At 37.3% G+C, this 19,187-nt stretch carries 14 protein-coding genes; 4 read left to right on the forward strand and 10 right to left on the reverse strand.

What is annotated here, in order from left to right:
- Positions 1-91: 91 nt before the first annotated feature.
- From AHA02nite_RS07745 to AHA02nite_RS07755, 3 genes are read left to right on the forward strand one after another with little or no spacing between them, the layout of a single operon-like run.
- On the forward strand, positions 92-1,588 hold the full coding sequence (locus AHA02nite_RS07745) for a spore germination protein (protein WP_146816022.1): 1,497 nt from the start codon (positions 92-94) through the stop codon (positions 1,586-1,588).
- A gap of 8 nt (positions 1,589-1,596) precedes the next feature.
- A complete protein-coding gene (locus tag AHA02nite_RS07750) occupies positions 1,597-2,709 on the forward strand; it encodes a GerAB/ArcD/ProY family transporter (RefSeq protein ID WP_146816024.1) in 1,113 nt (370 codons plus the stop codon).
- Positions 2,696-3,847: a Ger(x)C family spore germination protein gene (locus AHA02nite_RS07755; RefSeq protein WP_017186050.1), complete on the forward strand. Its 1,152-nt coding sequence runs from the start codon at positions 2,696-2,698 to the stop codon at positions 3,845-3,847. Before AHA02nite_RS07750 ends, AHA02nite_RS07755 begins: the two co-directional genes overlap by 14 nt.
- Positions 3,848-3,877: 30 nt before the next feature.
- Here AHA02nite_RS07755 and AHA02nite_RS07760 read toward each other — a convergent pair whose 3' ends face one another.
- From AHA02nite_RS07760 to AHA02nite_RS07775, 4 genes are all read right to left on the reverse strand, one after another.
- Positions 3,878-5,062 (reverse strand): quaternary amine ABC transporter ATP-binding protein, encoded by a 1,185-nt coding sequence (locus tag AHA02nite_RS07760; RefSeq protein WP_146816026.1) that lies wholly within the window; start codon positions 5,060-5,062, stop codon positions 3,878-3,880.
- A complete protein-coding gene (locus AHA02nite_RS07765) occupies positions 5,063-5,920 on the reverse strand; it encodes an ABC transporter permease (RefSeq protein ID WP_017186048.1) in 858 nt (285 codons plus the stop codon).
- A 105-nt stretch (positions 5,921-6,025) separates the two neighbouring features.
- The gene (locus AHA02nite_RS07770; RefSeq protein WP_146816028.1) at positions 6,026-7,018 is read right to left on the reverse strand and encodes an ABC transporter substrate-binding protein; all 993 of its coding nucleotides are present in this window, start codon (positions 7,016-7,018) and stop codon (positions 6,026-6,028) included.
- A gap of 244 nt (positions 7,019-7,262) precedes the next feature.
- Positions 7,263-8,333, reverse strand: coding sequence for an undecaprenyldiphospho-muramoylpentapeptide beta-N-acetylglucosaminyltransferase (locus tag AHA02nite_RS07775; RefSeq protein ID WP_146816030.1), 1,071 nt, complete (start codon positions 8,331-8,333; stop codon positions 7,263-7,265).
- Positions 8,334-8,430: 97 nt separating this feature from the next.
- Between AHA02nite_RS07775 and AHA02nite_RS07780 the strand changes: the two genes are divergently transcribed.
- Positions 8,431-9,780: an MATE family efflux transporter gene (locus AHA02nite_RS07780; protein WP_146816032.1), complete on the forward strand. Its 1,350-nt coding sequence runs from the start codon at positions 8,431-8,433 to the stop codon at positions 9,778-9,780.
- A 51-nt stretch (positions 9,781-9,831) separates the two neighbouring features.
- Here AHA02nite_RS07780 and AHA02nite_RS07785 read toward each other — a convergent pair whose 3' ends face one another.
- The 6 genes from AHA02nite_RS07785 to AHA02nite_RS07810 all read right to left on the reverse strand — a co-directional run bounded on the left by AHA02nite_RS07785 (position 9,832) and on the right by AHA02nite_RS07810 (position 18,669).
- Positions 9,832-11,037: a NupC/NupG family nucleoside CNT transporter gene (locus tag AHA02nite_RS07785; protein ID WP_146816034.1), complete on the reverse strand. Its 1,206-nt coding sequence runs from the start codon at positions 11,035-11,037 to the stop codon at positions 9,832-9,834.
- A 174-nt stretch (positions 11,038-11,211) separates the two neighbouring features.
- Positions 11,212-11,841: a SafA/ExsA family spore coat assembly protein gene (gene safA, locus AHA02nite_RS07790; RefSeq protein WP_146816036.1), complete on the reverse strand. Its 630-nt coding sequence runs from the start codon at positions 11,839-11,841 to the stop codon at positions 11,212-11,214.
- A 15-nt stretch (positions 11,842-11,856) separates the two neighbouring features.
- Positions 11,857-12,567 (reverse strand): vWA domain-containing protein, encoded by a 711-nt coding sequence (locus AHA02nite_RS07795; RefSeq protein ID WP_146816038.1) that lies wholly within the window; start codon positions 12,565-12,567, stop codon positions 11,857-11,859.
- Between the two features lie 66 nt (positions 12,568-12,633).
- A complete protein-coding gene (gene odhB, locus AHA02nite_RS07800; RefSeq protein WP_146816040.1) occupies positions 12,634-13,929 on the reverse strand; it encodes a 2-oxoglutarate dehydrogenase complex dihydrolipoyllysine-residue succinyltransferase in 1,296 nt (431 codons plus the stop codon).
- 14 nt (positions 13,930-13,943) lie between these two features.
- Entirely contained in the window at positions 13,944-16,766 is a 2,823-nt protein-coding gene (locus AHA02nite_RS07805; protein WP_146816042.1) for a 2-oxoglutarate dehydrogenase E1 component, read from the reverse strand.
- Between the two features lie 250 nt (positions 16,767-17,016).
- The gene (locus AHA02nite_RS07810; protein WP_146816044.1) at positions 17,017-18,669 is read right to left on the reverse strand and encodes a P-loop NTPase family protein; all 1,653 of its coding nucleotides are present in this window, start codon (positions 18,667-18,669) and stop codon (positions 17,017-17,019) included.
- Positions 18,670-19,187: the final 518 nt, after the last annotated feature.

Genomic DNA, 19,187 nt, shown 5'->3' on the forward strand with positions numbered 1-19,187 from the left:
TTTCATTCCCCTCACAATGTTTTCCTTAGTATTTACATATTTTCACCAAACAATCGCATACTATGTTTAAACGTTTGTGAGGGAGAAATCTATGAAACGTCGGTTCAAAAAATCATGCTATTTTCCGTGCAAATTAGAACAGCTAGAACAAGATCTGAAAAACCAATACTTTCAAGCATCACCAGATTTGGCTTCTAAGATCATCCATCACGATGGGAAAAGATGTATAGTTGTTTTCATTGATTACTTAGTAGATAAAGACCACCTATATGATCAAGTAGTTGGTGAGATTCAACATACGCCAAGTTGGGATCATGAGACTTTCAAAGATACGATTCCAATTACAGGTTCAAAACAACATACAGAACTAAATCCAATAGGTGATGAGTTATTAGAAGGTGCTGCTTGTGTATACATTGAAGGCGAAAAAGATTGTTTAACCTTCCTCATACCTCGTGTAGAAAAACGTGAACCTGATCGAGCAGAAACTGAATCACTCATATTCGGTCCGAAAGTTTCTTTTACAGAGTCGATGGATACGAACTTAAACTTGGTTCACAAACGAATGGATACAAGTTCACTAAAAGTTGAGAAATTTGTCATTGGAAACACTGTTCCTACCGAAGTAAGAATAGTTTATCTAGAAGATATCGCTAATGGGGACAATGTTAAAGAGTTAAGAGACCGACTTAGCGTCCTTAATGTTGATGATGTACTCGATGCCTCAACATTAACTCAATATATAGAAGACAATTCTTACTCTATATTTCCACAATTTATCACAACCGAATTGCCCGATCGTTTTTGTTATTCACTTAAAGAAGGAAGGTTAGGTGTTTTAGTAGACAAGAGTGCATCAGGGGTTGTAACTCCAGCTTCCTTTTTTAGTTTTTTCCAGACAACAGAAGATAACTATACACGTTGGAATATGGGGGCTTTTACACGGCTATTACGTATAATCGCCATGTTCATTTCGATTACCTTAACACCTACATACGTCGCAGCTCTCACGTATCATTATGAAATTATACCTGATGCACTACTCGTATCTCTAGGGCATTCAAGAACACGCGTACCGTTTCCACCTCTATTGGAAGCACTCATACTAGAGTTTTTAATCGAGCTAATCCGTGAGGCCGGGGCACGATTACCGACAAAGGTCGGTCAGACAATGGGTATCGTAGGTGGAATCGTTATTGGGCAAGCTGTCGTACAAGCCGGTTTTACAAGTAACATTTTAATTATCATTGTCGCCTTAAGTGCTTTAGCATCCTTTACGACACCTAGTTATTTAATGGGGTCAGCTATTCGTATCATCCGCTTCCCGCTTATGATCTTCGCTGGACTTTGGGGGTTTGTCGGCTTAGTGTTTAGCTTTGCATTTATTGCCATTCACTTAGTGAAACAACGTTCTTTAAATCGACCATATTTTGTACCTGTGTACCCATTTCAACCTAGAGATCTTGACAATTCAATATTTCGAATACCTTTTCTACACAGCAATAAGCGCGCTTACTCAAACAAGCCGAAAAAGATCCAACGCTTCCCTAAGCCTAAGAAACCAAAAAAATCCGATATTGACGAATAGGTGCTATTATGTCACAACTGCAGATTCCACTAGATCAAAAAATAAAAGCTGTTTATTTATTTATCGTCCTACACACGATGCAGATCGGTGTTGGGATTGCAGGATATCCTCGGCTCGTTTTTATGGAGGCAGGACGTGACAGTTGGATTTCCATTATTGTTGCAGCTATTGTTTTGCACTTAACCATTGCATGTATCGTTTTTATATTAAACACACATAAAGATACGGATTTACATGGGATATTAACAAGTTGGTTTGGTAGCTTTATTGGAAAGTTAATTACATTAGTTTTTATTGTCTATTTCTTCATTATGTTTTTGAGTGTCATGTTAAATTACATTGAGTTTGTTCAAGTGTTCATCTTCCCACAAATGTCATCTTGGTTTATATCAGCTGCTTTATTAACACTTGTTCTATATGCTGTTTTAGGGGGAATTCGGGTTGCAGTTGGAGCATCGATTGTATTCTTCTTTGGGTCGATTTGGATGCTTGGGCTACTTACTGAACCAATTGCTTTATTAGATTATGATGGTTACTTTCCGATGTTCGAAGCAGATATGCGTGCTATCTTAGAAGGAGCAAAGATTACATCCTTCACTATATTAGGCTTTGAACTACTATGGTTTTTGTACCCTTATATTCACGATAAGTCAAAGGTCCACAGATATAGCCAGTTAGCTATGGCTTTTACGATTGCTATGATTACAGTCATCACCATGGTCTCAATCGGCTTTTACGCCCAAGGACAATTAGAGTCTAAAATATGGCCACTACTTTCAATGATGAAGATTATCTCATTTCCGATGTTTGAACGATTTGATATTTTAGCTGTTGCATTGTGGATGATTATTATATTACCTAACTTGATCTTGCTTGCTTGGATGTTAAGTATAAGCTCAAAGCGGGTTTTCGGCTGGAAACAGAAATACTTCTTATATCTATTTGTCTTAATTGCGTTTATTTGTCAGTACCATTTTGATAATCGTCATTACGTTAATATGTTTACTGACTATGTAGGTCAGGCTGGAATGTATTTAGGGTTTCTATTTCCATTCTTATTATTACCGTTTGCAATTTATAAACGGGTGAAAGGGAAGAAAAAAGCTAATGCGAAAAACTAATTGCTTAGGTATAATACTTAGCTTTTTCATACTTATAACTTCGTCGTCGTGTATAGAGCCTAACATTATTGAAGAGTTAGGTATTGTAACTGCATACGGTTTTGACCAAAACCCAGACACACAAGAAATTGACGGCACTGTCGTATTATACCAATTCAACCCTGACATTACCGATGCATCACAAATCATTCATAGTTCTGGTGCAACATTTGATACAATTCGAGCTAATGCAAACAAACAATCAGGTTATCAAATTGTAAATGGCCAGCTACAAACCCTTATATTCGGACCTACTATTTCAGAAGAAGGGATTTTCCCATACTTAGATACAATCGAGCGTAATGCTGCTGTATCAGACATGTTATATGTAGCTGTCGCAGATCAACCTACTCGTGACCTTATGTCTGCTTCAAACTATGAAGAAGCTCCGAATATAGGCATTTATTTACACCGATTAATTGAAACAGCTGTTAAAAGTGAAGTCATTGTTAGTAGTACGTTTCATGAGTTTATGCGGTCATACTTTCGCGTCGGCTTAGACCCTGTCGTACCCATCTTAACAGTTGAAGATAATAAAGTAGAAGTTAATGCCATTGGAATGATGCAAAATGACGTTCTTGTCGGTACTTTATCGATGGATGAAATATTTTATGCAAGGTTACTTCGTGATCGATTTAAGGAAGGTAGAGTCGAATTGACGATGAATTTAGATGACTTTGACGAGTATATTACACAGTATGTTAATGACCCACGAAGTGAAGATGACTTGCACGTCGTAATAGATCAATTAGGAAGTAGAGCTTCAATAAATGTCACAGATACTGAGGCTTTAAATTTTGAAGTTGACATAAAGCTTAATGGTCGAGTGATTGAATTGTCACAACGTATTAACTTGGACGAACCCGGTCCATTAAAGAAAATGGAAAGTGAAATTGAAAGACAAATTGAAGAGAACTTAATTGAAGTAGTGGGGAGATCACAAGAATTAGGTTCAGATATTTTTGGCTTCGGTGTTCAGTATAATAACGCAACACGTGGTCAATCGTTAACAACAGATGACTGGCATGATTTATTTCCAAATATTAATGTTAACTATAACATTGATGTCGAAATTAAACGATTTGGGATTGTTCAATAAAAAAGGTTAAGGCAAAGCCTTAACCTTTTTTTAACCATCTTCAGAAATCAAACTAGACAATACGTGTACACGTAAAATAATACCTTCTAAACGTTCTTCATCATTAACTACAGCAATTGGGTACTTCGTTTCAACTGCTTTAGGAATGATTTCTTCTAAATAAGCTTCTTTCGTAACCGACTCAACTTGTTTAACCATAACATCTTCAAGCGATCTTTTTTCCTTAATCCCTTGAATCGCATCATCGATTGTCACGATGCCTTGTAACTTGCGGCTACGATCGGTAACAAACACACTCGATAATCCATTTGCTTCCATCTCTCTTACAGCAACGTTTAAACCATCTTTCAAAGAGACAACAGCATTAGGTTTTATCATAACATTTTCTGCTTGGATAATTTTTGAACGGTCAATATCTTTAATAAACTCAGAAATATAATCGTTAGCCGGTTCTTCAAGGATAGATTCCGGAGTCCCGGTTTGAACAACTTTTCCATCTTTCATAACCGCTACACGATCACCAATTTTAAATGCTTCGTTAATATCGTGTGTAATGAAAATGATCGTCTTCTGTAATCGCTCTTGTAAATCTAATAATTCTAATTGCATTTCACGACGAATGAGTGGGTCAAGTGCACTAAACGGTTCGTCCATCAGGAGAATGTCAGGGTCATTTGCTAACGCTCTTGCTAAACCAACACGCTGCTGCATTCCACCTGACAACTCATCAGGATATTTATCTTCCCAACCTTTTAAGCCTACACTTTCTAAGTTTTCTCTTGCCACTTTACGACGTTCCTCTGTCGGTACACCACGAATCTCTAAGCCATACTCAACGTTACCTAGCACTGTTCTATGGCTAAACAAACCAAAATGTTGGAACACCATCGCAATCTTTTTTTGACGATAATGTTTAAGCTTTTCACCTTTAAACTTAACGACATCTTCTCCATCAACTTCGATTGCCCCTGTCGTCGGTTTATTTAAAAGGTTTAAACAACGAATCAATGTTGATTTACCACTACCTGATAGTCCCATAATGACAAACAGTTCGCCTTCTTCAATATCTAAATTAGCATTGTATACCCCAACTGTATTACCTGTTTCAGCTAAAATATCATCTTTAGATTTTCCTTGTTCAACTAAAGGGATCGCGGACTTTGGCTTTGGACCAAATATTTTGGATACATTATTTATTTTCATTTTTACACTCATTTAATGATCCCCCTTATTTCGTTGGAACTTATCACCGATTCCTGATGTCACACGGTCAATAATAATTGCTAAGAAGACGATACTAATACCTGCTTCAAAACCTAGTGCAATATCAAGACGGTTAATCGCGATTAAGACTTGTTCACCTAAACCGCCAGCACCAACCATTGATGCAATAACAACCATCGCTAACGCCATCATAGTTGTTTGATTAATTCCTGCCATGATCGTCGGAATAGCTTGTGGTAATTGAACTTTAAACAAAATCTGCTTCCTTGACGAACCGAATGATTCTGCTGACTCAACGACTTCTTGATCTACATTACGGATCGCTAACTCAGTTAAGCGAATAACTGGTGGAACTGCATAAATAATTGTTGCAAATACAGCTGGCACATTACCTAATGCAAAGAAGAAAATTACCGGAATTAAATAAATGAAACTCGGCATCGTCTGCATCGCATCTAAAATAGGGCGCATAAATACGGAGAAAGGTTTATACAACGCCATTATAATTCCTATTGGTATACCGATAAATATACAGATTACAACGGCGGTTATAACTATGGCCACTGTTATCATTAACTCTTCCCAAAAACCGAAACTACCTACTAAAAAGATAAACGTACTAAATAGTAAACCAGACTTCCAATTTTGAAAGTATAGACCAATTACAAATATTACTATTAAAATTAACCACCATGGTAAAAAGTTCAAGAAGTCATCAAATGTAGATATCGTACTTGATGTTAACCAAAATATAAAGTCAAAAAATGGCCCTAAATTGTCATCCAAAAAATTAACAATAAAGTCGGCTCCATCACCTAACGGAATTGATATATCGGGAAAATCTTGCATCATTTCACCTCAAATAAATATTATTGATCACTTCAATACGGCATAAATGGAAAAAAGGCAGCTAACCACCACTTCAACCGTGGCTAACTACCTTTTATAGAGAATTTAAATACCTAACTCTTCTTTCACGCTTTCAGCCACATCTTCAGGAACCCAATCTGTCCAAAGATCTTCGTGTAGTTCCATCCAGTAAACTGCTGCTTCTTCAGGAGAAGCGTCTTCTTCCAAAATGTAAACTAAAGCTTCTTCTGTTAGTGCAGTAGAAGTTTCATAGTTCTCTAAAAACTCATTAACTTCTGGCGCTTGTTCAGGAAAGTCTTCATGAACAGCTACTGTTACATCATTTGGTGGAAACTCTGTACCACGTGTTTCTTGCCATACTTCTTCATCGAATGGCTCGTCCTCAAGTAAAGTTAAGTCATATGAAGCTGTCACCCAAGTAGGAGACCAGTAATAACCAACCCAAGGCTCACCTGATTCATAAGCTGAAGCTAGCGAAGATACTAATGCTGCATCAGAACCTGGTGACATAATGTTATACATCTCATCTAAACCATAATACTCGATCTTCTCAACAATCGTTTCATTTACTGCCCAACCTGAAGGACCGTTAACGATTTGTCCCTTTTCAGCGTCTTCTGGGTCTTCAAATACTTCTGGATAATCTGCTAGGTCTTGAACTGTTTCTAAACCAGGCGCAAGTGGCTCAATACCCCGCTCTTCATCACCTTCAATAACATATGTTGGAACGTAAAGACCTTGTTCATTATCATCAAAGTTTACAGATACTTCGATAATTTCACCTGTGTCAATTGCTTCTTCATACACTTCGCGAATATTGTCTGTCCAAACTTCAGAGTAAACGTTAATATCACCATCTCTTAAACCTTGAACAGTGTTAGCTGTTGAACCACTCATTGTATCCGTCTCATAACCGTAACCATGCTCGATAATGTTTTGCATAATTGCATTATGAACTTTGATACTGTTCCAATCAGCATCCGCTAAAACAATTTCATCTAACTCCCCATTATCATCACCACAAGCAGCAAGTACAAGTAAGCTTGTCATGATGACTAAACTAAACCACTTTTTCATCAATAACTCTCCCTTTTTAAAGTCCTTGATCGGACGAAGTTTTGTACATTTTGTCGAAACCACATTTCATTATATTTTGTTGGTAATATTCTATCAATTTCGATTTAGCTTGATATTCAGCTATATTTGTACAAATATTTCTATTATTTATAGTTAACATATGAAAATAGCAAGATCATACTAAATAACTCTAATATCTGCCTAATAACAAAGGTGTTGCCAATAATTAGGCAACACCTTCTTGTTAAATCATTGTATTTTTAATTAAATCGACGACATCATCTTTAGTTTTTAACGGTTGGTAAGCTTCCATATTTTGTTTATATGTCGTTTCATTTTGTTTAAGTTCTTGTATAGCATGAACCAATGAATCCATTGTCACTTCCTCATCTTCTAGCACTTGAGCATAGCCACGTTTTTCAAATGACTTAGCGTTTAATATTTGATCTCCTCTACTTACTTGGCTAGATAACGGAATTAACACCATTGGTTTCTTTAAAGCTAAAAATTCAAATATAGCATTAGCACCAGCTCGTGATATAACAAAGTTGGATAGTGCTAATAAATCTTTTAATTCATCGGTTACATATTCGTACTGAACATACCCTTCTTGATTAATTGAATCATCTAATTTACCTTTCCCACACAAGTGGATTACTTGATATTGATTTAATAATTGAGGTAACGCGCTTCGAACAGCTTCATTGATGCTTTGCGCACCAGCACTTCCACCCATCACAAGCAATGTTGGTTTTTCTCGTGTGAATCCCGTAAACTCTTCTGCACGATTTAAGTCGCCATCAAACAACTCATCACGCACAATGGCGCCAATATTTATCGCTTTCTTTTGTGGTAAATGTTCATTCGTTTCAGGAAATGTCGTTAAAATATACTTCGCAAAATTAGTAGCGATCTTATTCGCTAATCCAGGTGTATAGTCTGATTCATGAATAATTGATGGAACACCAGCCATTCGAGAAGCCATAACAACTGGTACTGATACAAAGCCACCTTTAGAGAAGACAAGCCTTGGTTTAACTTGTTTAATAATTTTACGAGCTTGCATGACCCCTTTAAGTACTCTGAATGGATCTTTCATATTTTCTAGTGACATATAACGCCTCAGCTTACCTGTTGCTATGCCGTGGTAAGTAACGCCATTCATTCCTTCTACTAGTTCGCGCTCGATTCCTTCATAGGATCCAATATAATGTATTTCGTACCCTTCATTAATGAACTGTGGCATTAATGCTAAATTAACGACAACATGACCTGCTGTCCCACCGCCTGTAAAAACTAATTTATTCTGACTCATATTTATTAAACTTCCTTTCTGTCTAGTTCATACAATTTACGCTATAATGACATATTAGCAAACAATTACACGTTAGAGTATAGGGAAGGCGTTAAAAATGTATCAAACTCAAACGATGAAAGAGAAAATAGCACTTTTTACTAAAGTCTTAATTCCCATACTAATAACACAAGTTGGGATTTATTTAATGAATGTATTCGACACAGTTATGGCTGGTCAAGCTTCAGCCGAAGATTTAGCTGGTGTGGCAATTGGCTCTTCCATTTGGATACCTGTCTTAACTGGCATTAATGGTATTTTATTAGCGATCTCACCTATTGTCGCACAGTTAACTGGAGCAAATAAGCGAGAACGTATTCCTTTTGCTGTTAAACAAGGATTATACTTAGCGATAGCAATTTCATTTACTATGTTTATGTTAGGCTTCTTTTTCCTTGATTCGATTTTGTCACTGTTATCAATAGATCCTAATGTTTATCATGTCGCAAAGTATTACTTAACAGCACTCGGGGTTGGGATGGTATTTTTATTTTCATTTAACTTAATGCGTTCTTTTATCGACGCCTTAGGTCAAACAAAGACTTCCATGCTCATTATACTATTTGCGTTACCCTTAAATGCATTTTTTAACTATATGTTTATTTTCGGAAATTTTGGTGCACCTGAACTTGGTGGTGTTGGGGCTGGTGTTGCTTCAGCGATTACGTACATGATCTCATTTTTCCTATCAGTTATCATTGTACACAACGTACAGCCATTTAGACGTTATCAAGTATTTAAGCAGTTTGTGCGGCCATCGCTTTCAGCTTGGAAAGAGCAACTAAAAATCGGCGTTCCGATTGGTTTTACGATCTTTTTTGAAACGAGTATTTTTGCTGCTGTTACGTTGTTCATTAGCGTCTATGACACTATTACGATTGCTGCTCACCAAGCCGCAATGAATTTTGCTTCAATCTTTTATATGCTGCCACTTGCTATTGCAATGGCATTAACGATTTCAGTCGGATTTGAAGTTGGTGGAAAACGTATTCATGATGCAAAGGTTTACAGCTTAATTGGCATTAGTTCAGGTTTATTTTTTGCAATATTAAGTGGCGTATTAATCTTTGTATTTCGGGAAGAAGTATCACAACTATACAGTAATGATCCTGACGTTATCCAACTCATGCAACACTTTTTAATTTATGCGATCTTTTTCCAACTCTCCGATGGTTTTGGTACACCAATTCAAGGGGCTTTAAGAGGTTATAAAGATGTTAATGTCACTTTAGTCATTGCCTTTATTTCTTTTTGGATTATTGGTTTACCATCTGGCATACTGATCGCTCAATTTACGAGTTTGGGACCATTTGGGTATTGGGTAGGACTAATTATCGGCTTAGCGACTGGAGCTATAATCTTGATTGTACGGTTAATTCAAAGATTAAAACTTGAAGCTAGTCCATAAAAAAATCCACAATCAGAGTTAAAATCTGATTGTGGATTTTGTTTATTTAACTTATAGGAATAAACCTGCGATTGTTGCAGATAGGATTGATGCTAATGTCGCACCAACTAGAAGCTTCATACCGAAACGAGATACTGTCTTACCTTTCTCTGCATCAATACCAGCTACTGTACCTGCTACAATACCAATTGAACCGAAGTTCGCAAAGCTTGTTAAGAATACAGATACAATACCAACTGTCTTATCAGAGAACACACCTTCATCCATCATATCCTGAAATAGTCCCATTGCTACGAATTCGTTTGTTACAATCTTTAGTCCCATTAAACTACCTGCTTCAAGCATTTCGCCTGGGCTAATACCCATTAAGAAAGTTAGTGGTAGTAATAGGTAACCTAAACCTGCTTCTAATGAAGCACCTTCAACAGGAATAGCAGCACCGACAATGAAGTTAACTAATTCAAGAGCTGCTAAGAAAGCAATTAACATTGTTGCTACGATTAGCGCGATCTTACCACCGTCCATCGCACCATTTGCCATCGCTTCGAAAATACTCTTAGATTCAGATACGTTCTTCACATCTACTTCGTCATCTTCATCTTCAACATCAGGAGGAGCAATAATTGAACCAACAATTAGTGCACTGAACATGTTTAGCGGAATAGCCACTAATACATATTCTGGTGGGATCATTGTCATATAAGCACCGATAATGGATGCTGAAACAGAACCCATCGCTGAAGCTGATACGATATATAAACGGTTTTCTGTTATTCTGTGGAACTGTGATTTAATTGCAATTAACGCTTCAGACTGACCAAAGAACATACTGTTTACAGCATTGAATGATTCAATCTTCGGTAAACCTGTTACTTTAGATAGTGCACCACCAACATATTTGATGATAAATGGAAGCACTTTCAAGTAAGTTAATACAGAAAGAATAGTTGCAAAGAAAATAATGATTAATAATACATCAAAAAAGAAGACGCCTTCTTCTGGATCTACTATTGTAATTCCGCCAACAACGAATTCTACACCGTTACGACCAAACTCAATTAACTTATCAAAAACTACTGCAATCGCTTCAATAATTATGCGACCGACTTCAGTGTTGAACATGAACCATGTAATTAATGCTTGTAGCAATAGCATGATTCCGATACCTTTAAAAGGAATATTGCTACGGTTGTTAGACATTAGCATTGCTAGTCCAATAACAGATGCAATCGCTAACAAACCTAAAATAATATCCATTTTCTAGTCCCCCTACCCCATAAGAGTTATATATTTTTTGACTGACGCTATTGCATTTTACCAAGTACTTTATGAAAACGCAATCATCATACAATAAATTTTCAAGAAAAAATATGGCATTTCGACAAACGTAGTAATTTACTGGTTTCACAGGCAAAAGCAGGGTTAAAATGGTTATCGCGCAATGAACATTTGTGTCCAATAATTATTGTACTGACCACCTTCTGCATACCCAACACCAATATGTGTCATATTAGGGTCTAATATGTTTTCTCGGTGACCTTGACTATTCATCCACGAATCGACAACTGATCGGGGGTTTTGTTGACCAGCGGCTATATTTTCAGCTGCTCTTTGATATGAAACGTTAAATTGCTCAATCATCTCAAAAGGTGAACCATATGTTGGTGATTGATGAGAGAAATAGTTTTGATCCCGCATATCTCGTGATTTATACCTTGCAACACGAGATAATTGCCAATCACCTTCTAACGGTTGGAGCCCGTGTTGTTGTCTCATTTCATTAGTAATGCGAATGACTTCATCTTCTATAGACTTCACTTCAGTTTTAAGTGGAATTGTTACATCATCCCCAGGATAAATGAGGTCTGGGTTATCAAATTGTGGATTCGCATTAATAATCTCACTTAACCCAATTTGATAAGTGCGAGATATTTTCCATAACGTATCACCTGGTTGTACAGTATATATATCTACTGAATCAGCGTGGCTTTGTTCAGAAGGATGAATTTGAACAATGGTCATAGTGACTAATGCCATCAAAATATAAAAAAAGATTCTCATAATAAACACACCCTTTCACTCACCTATATTGTGAGCTAAGAGTGTGTATTTTATGTCATTTTCTTCTAACACTCTCTTTCTAATGCTTTCATTTTTGAAAGTCTTCAATAGTTGAAATTCATAATTCCCCTCTAATTCGTTAATTATGTTACAGACTTCTTCCCACTCTTTTGTAGGTACATCCCCATCTGTAAGGTGTACTATATTAAACTTGCCATTCACTAACTGCTCAGCTTGTAAAAGCGTTAATAAAGGCTTTACCATAGATGTTCCGCCCTGAAAATCATCAAGTTTTATTTGTTCAGTTTTCAAGTCGATAATTTGTTCACGGTGGAAGAGTATGTTTTGGTTTTCCTTTATAGTTTGATTTATGATTGATAAGTACTTCGGTTTCCTCATCGATTTTGAGAGATCAATTAATAAAATCGACACTTGTTGTTTTGGTTTATTACAATGGTGAACTCTTTTATACTCAAGGCTTTCCTCGAATGGCTTACCTGTCTTGAATTCATTTAGCAATGTGTTTCTCATATGAATATGCTTTGAATTAAAAGAAACCTCTTCTAAACCTATTTCCTCGTACTCAAATAGCTGTATAATATCTTGTACGTTTAAAGGTTTGGTAACATCAAATGAACCACCTCTGTTTTCGTACTGCTCTGTTTCATGTTTAACCTGAATTATATCTTTATGACCGTGCAAATAAGCTCGGCTGTCATACTTCACTAAACCACCCCAAATGAAAAACCTCTTGCATCATTATATGCAAGAGGTTTTGTCTCATGAGGTTTATTAACCTTCTAATAATAAGTCGTACGGATCTTCAACCATTTCTTTAACACGGTTTAAGAACTGTACTGCTTCACGACCGTCAACGATACGGTGGTCGTATGAAAGTGCTAGGTACATCATTGGACGTACTTCAATGCTGTCATCTGGCATTACTTTAGGGCGCTTTTCAATCTTGTGCATTCCTAAAATACCAACTTGCGGCGTGTTCAAGATCGGTGTTGATAGTAATGAACCGAAAATACCGCCATTTGTAATTGTAAATGAACCACCTTGTAAGTCTTTCATAGATAATTGACCGTCACGTGCTTTCTTAGCTACGTCCATTATTTCACCTTCAATACCAGCGAAACTTAAACGATCAGCGTCACGTACTACTGGTACAACTAGACCTTCTTCAGTTGATACAGCCATGCCAATATCATAGAATTGCTTCTTAACGATTTCATCACCTTGGATTTCAGCGTTTAGAAGTGGGAATTCTTTAAGAGCTCCGATTACAGCTTTCGTAAAGAATGACATGAAACCAAGCTTAATGCCATGCTTCTTCTCGAAATCATCTTTACGGTCGCTACGTACATTCATAATGTTCGTCATGTCTACTTCGTTAAATGTCGTTAACATTGCTGACTGTTCTTGTGCTTCTACAAGACGCTTAGCGATTGTTTGACGACGGCGAGACATTTTTTCACGTTCTACTGGCTTATCAAATTCTGTTTTCTCAGCAGATTGGTCTTTTTTAGATTCTTTCTTAGAATCTTTCTTCTTACCATCGTCTGCTTTAGATTTAGCTGCCGCTTCAACATCTTCTTTTGAGATACGGCCAACTGGATCTTTTGGCTTGATTTCACTTAAATCAATACCTAATTCACGAGCACGTTTGCGTGTAGCAGGAGAAGCTACTGGTTGATCAGGATCGTGGTCAGCTGTTTCTTCTTTCGTTGTTGGCTGCTTTTCATCTGATTCTTTTTCTTCTTTCTTGTCTTCTTTATTCTCATCTTTAGCTGGCTCTTCTGACTTCTCTTCTTTGTCAGATCCGCTGTCAGAACTTGCTGCTCCCTCGCCACTCTCATCAACTTTAGCGATTGAGTCTCCAACTTCTACGTCTTCACCTTCACCAACTAATAATTCCGTAATAACACCAGCGTAGTCAGAGTTAACTTCAACGTTAACTTTGTCCGTCTCTAATTCTACGATTGGGTCACCTTTCCCTACTTGATCTCCTTCTGATACTAACCATTCAGCAACCGTTCCCTCAGTAATGGATTCGGCTAACTCTGGTACAATAATTTCCTTCACGTCATTCTCCTCCTTTAATCTAGCTTCAATGCTTCATTGATAATACGGCTTTGCTCTGCTTTTGAAATATTCGGATCACCAACAGCTGGTGATGAACGATAAGGGCGACCAACGTAATGAAGCTTCTGTTTAACTTTCTTAATATCTTGAATTCGTTCTTTAACGAAGTCCCAACTTCCCATATTTTTCGGTTCTTCTTGAATCCAAACGATCTCTTCAATATTTTTGTAATTCTTTAGTAATTCTTTTAATTCTTTCTCAGGGAATGGATAGATCTGTTCTAAGCGTGCAAAGTGAATTTCATCAGTGTTATCACGTTTTTCCATCGCTTCTTCTAAATCCACCATCACTTTACCGCTACCGATCACTAAACGTTTAACCGTATCAGCATCTTCCCCAGTACCATTTTGTTCAAGAATATGCTTGAACTTACCTTCAGATAGCTCTGTATGGTCAACAGCTACGCGCTGGTTACGTAACAAGCTCTTTGGCGTCATAACAACTAACGGTCGAGCCGCTTCTGTCCCTACAATAGCTGCTTGACGTCTTAATAAATGGAAGAACTGAGCTGCAGAAGTTACGTTTGCAACTGTCCAGTTATTTTCAGCAGATAATTGTAAGAAACGCTCTAGCCTTGCACTTGAGTGCTCTGGGCCTTGACCTTCATAACCATGAGGAAGCAACATAACAAGGCTTGCAATTTGACCCCATTTAGCACGACCTGATGCGATAAATTGATCGAAAATGACTTGTGCTGCGTTTGCGAAGTCACCAAACTGTGCTTCCCAAAGAACAAGTGTATCATCACATTCAACGCTATATCCATACTCAAAGCCTAAGACACCATTCTCAGATAGTGGACTATTATAAATACTAAATGATGTATCAACACCCTCTAGTCCATGGAATGGGCTGTATTTACGCTGCTTTTCAGTATCATGTAAAACAGCATGACGGTGAGCGAATGTACCGCGTTCAGAATCTTGACCAGTCATACGGATCGGTGTGCCATCTTTTAAAATCGAAGCATAAGCTAAAGCTTCACCTAACGCCCAATCAATCTTTTCACCTTCATTGAACGCTTTTTCACGACGCTGTAAGATTTTCTCTAGCTTTTTAAAGCCGTTAAAATCGTCTGGACGCTTTAACATGTCTTCGTTTAATTTCTTTAATACATCTGTATCGACGGCTGTTTCAATTTGATCTAGACCATTTACAACTTCTTCAGGTAAATCAGGAATCGTATGTTCAACATCCTCATTTTCCTTCATGTTGTTGTATGTCTCGCGTAACTTTGACATCACATCGTCTTTAAAGTTTTTCGCATCGTCTTCTGAAATTACATTTGATTCAACTAAGTAATCAGCAAAAAGCTCGTAGGCTGTTTTATGATCATCGATTGCTTGATAAAGTAACGGTTGAGTTCCACGTGGCTCATCCATTTCGTTGTGGCCATAACGTCTATAACCAACTAAATCAAGGATGACGTCCTTTTGAAACTTTTTGCGATACTGATAAGCTAACTCTACCGCTGATAAACAAGCTACTGGATCATCAGCATTAACGTGGATAATCGGCATTTCAAAGCCTTTAGCTAAATCACTCGCGTACTTCGTTGAACGGCCATCTTTATGGTTTGTTGTAAAACCGACTAAGTTGTTCGCAATAATATGGATCGAACCGCCTGTCTCATAACCATCTAATTGAGACATGTTTAACGTTTCTGCTACAACACCTTCACCGATAAATGCAGCATCACCGTGTATTTGGATTGTAAAAGCTTTATTGAAATCGGGCTCAGCGTAACCAGACACATCGCGGTTGTCTTGAACAGCACGTGTATAACCTTCAACAACAGGGTTAACAAACTCTAAGTGAGAAGGGTTATGTGCTAGTGTAATCTTCGTCGTCTCTTCATCACCAATTTCACGGTTTCCACCGAAGTGATATTTCACATCTCCAGTCCAACCGTAGTTAATACCAGATGAACCTTCAGAAGGGACCAACTCTTTATCAGGTGAATGAGCGAATTCGGAGAAGATTAACTCATATGGTTTTCCGAGGATATGCGCTAGAACGTTCAGACGTCCTCTGTGAGCCATGCCCATCATGACGTGCTCAACTGAATCTTCATTACCGTTTTTCACCATGTGTTCAAGCATTGGCACCATCATGTCTAGACCTTCAATAGAGAAACGCTTTTGTCCAACGAACGTCTTACCTAAAAATTGTTCAAAGCCTTCTACTTCGGCTAATCGTTTAAGTACTTCTTTCTTTTCATCATCACTTAGAGACACGTCAATAGCACCAGTCTCTACTTTGTTGTAGAGCCACTCGCGCTCATCATCATCAGGAATATGATTAAATTCGTATGAAGCTTTTCCAGAATAACGTGTTTTTAAATGTTGGATCAGATCCCAAGCGTTTTTTACATGACTTGGAGCATCAGACACTAAAACACTAGCATCCATTTGCTTTAAATCCGATTCAGTTAAATCATATGTTTTTGGATCCACTAACGGTGTCGAACGATCATCCTGCTTTCCTACTGGGAAAATGTCCGCTTCTAAATGTCCATGACGACGGACAGCGTCAACAAGCTTCATTGCAGATGTTAACTTCTTCATATCTTGAGCACTTACTTGCCCACCAGTCGAAGGTTCAACACCACCTGACTGCATCCAATCAGGAGCTCCATGTTCTTCAAACATTTGACGCAGCGATTCGTCAACTGCATCAGGGTCATCTAAAAATAATTCATACTGCTCTTCAATATAACCCATGTTTGGGCCATGAAAAGCATGCCATACATTGTCGTTAGACCCTTTGATTGCCACTTTTTACTACCCCCATCGATTTGTACAAATTGTATTATACTTATTAGTTTATAACAGTTCTCCTATAATTCTCTACTATATTGTTTACCCATAAAACAAAGTCCACAAACAGTAAATAGAGAACATTTGGAAAAACATAATATACCTTCAATTAGTATATATGAAAACAAGCTCATAGAAAAGGTTCATGCGCGAAAAATTGCAGATTCGTCGTTGTAATGTCGAATTCTACCTATATATATAAACTTTATCAAGTTAATGCATGATATAGGTCTTCAATTAGTTTATTTGTATGCTTAACACCCTCTTGTTCTAAGTGTGATTTAAAGTAGTGTTGTAGCCATTCACGCAAGTTACCTTTTATATATAGCTCTTCCACATATTCTTCCAATAGCTTTTGCTTAAAAACCTTTTGATATTCTTTAGGTAATAAATTTATACTCAATTGGTCATCAGTCTGTTCATCTATGAGCCCTTGTAACGAACTAAACATGTCTTCACTTATATTAAGCCAACTTTTTACCTTCCCACGATCATAAAGACATTCATAAACAAACCGGTCTAATCGTTTTGTCTCTTGCTTACATATATAATCTTCTAAAAGTGAATGCAATTGTATATGATAATCTTTTTCTGCTCTTTTAATTAAATCTTTGTACCAATGTAAAGTTACATTGTCTAAGCGGTAGTCCTGCTCAAGTAAATGGCTTAACTCCTCTAATAAGTCAACAGCACTAATAACACCAACTCTACTCATAGTACGTTCTAACACTTGAAAAGCTATTCTCACTTCAATTCCAAACATACCATCTCTTTTATTTAACGTAAAAATGTTTGCTTGATCGAGATCATTAATACGATCAAACAAAGCCTCGCTCTTTTTACGGTGATCTAACCGCGACATTATCACTGCTTTTGCAAGAGTTTCTATCGCTAGATAACCTAACCGTCTTCGATCCTCTTCATTTAAAATCGAGTGATATAGGTTAATTTCTTCAGCTAATTGCAAGTTATATGGCACACGAATTAAAATCATCCGACTAAGCAGTGCATCATTTTCACTTTGTTTCACAAACGTTTTTAAGTCTTCCTCATTTGAATGGCCAACTAAGACTTGATCAGTAAAAACCATCGACTGACGTGTCATTTTATAAACACCGTCTTCTGCTAACGTTAAAAATGGGTACATAAGCTCCCTGCGTGTCTTAAATACTTCATGTAACTCTAACAATCCTTGGTTAGCAACTTGAAATTCTCCGTCATAGCGATAAGCTCTTGGGTCAGAAACAGAACCATATGTCGTAATTGTCGAATAATCAACATCGCCGATTAAGTCTGTAACTTCTTGGGTATAAGGGTCACTTGGAACAAATGATCCAATACCAATCCTCTCACTTTCACTAATATAATAACGTTCAACTTCGATTTTACGCCAATCACCATTATAGTCTTCATTTAAGCGCTGTTTGTTTAAAGGGGATAAAAAACCATTTAGTTTTAGTTCTACTTTTTCTATCATTTCATTTTTAATGTCAGCAGGTAAAGCTAACAGAGGGTTTTCGTTTAATGGACAATTTTTAATTTTATAAACCGCACCTTCGTCTGTTTTTGAAAAAGCGATTAACGCTTCTTTTAATAAACGAACGATTGACGTTTTCCCACTTCCAGGTGGCCCAACTAATACAAGTAAACGTTTACGAGCATCATACCCTTTAGAAGCAGGTATTAAGAAGTTTTTTTCGATCTCATCAAATATATAGTCCATTCCATATATTTTAGTTAATAAACCTTTTGCCCTCGCCCACTGAAAAGCATGATATAACCGTTCGTGACTTGTCTTGTATTTAATATCTCCATCCATTATAGACTGTACATACTCTTCCAAAGTTCCTTCCCACTTCATAAGATCCCCCCCAAAGAACTGGATAAAGGCAAAGATTTAACATAAACCTTCATATCATTTTATTCAGAGGGTGGATGTTGTTATACTTATATAGGCACTTCAATTTAGAAGATTATTTGAACTTGTTAACACTTATATTCACAATTCGAGAACTTTTGGTTATAATAAGGTTACGCATAGTCTTGATAATAAGGAGGATTCCCCATGGTAACAGCTATTTTAATGGGTGTTTGTTTAGTATTTTTAGTTTCGATTTTCACTGCTGGCTACGAAGGTCAACCAGGAGAGCCGCGTAAATAAACACTTAAAGACTCTCGCCGAGTAACGGGGCCTTTAAGGTGAAGACAAAGGCGTAGTTGTACTTATCGTTGAATATTTACAACAAAAAGCAGAGGGACAAGCCCTCTGCTTTTTTATTTGGCTATAAAATACCTGAACCGTTGGTATCAGGTGATCCGCTCTCGGTGGACGCTTTCCGCGGGCACGGCTCGAGCCTCCTCGGCCCAAAAAGCGAGGCC

Source organism: Alkalibacillus haloalkaliphilus (genome assembly GCF_007991275.1).
In the GTDB taxonomy this organism is placed as follows: domain Bacteria; phylum Bacillota; class Bacilli; order Bacillales; family Alkalibacillaceae; genus Alkalibacillus; species Alkalibacillus haloalkaliphilus.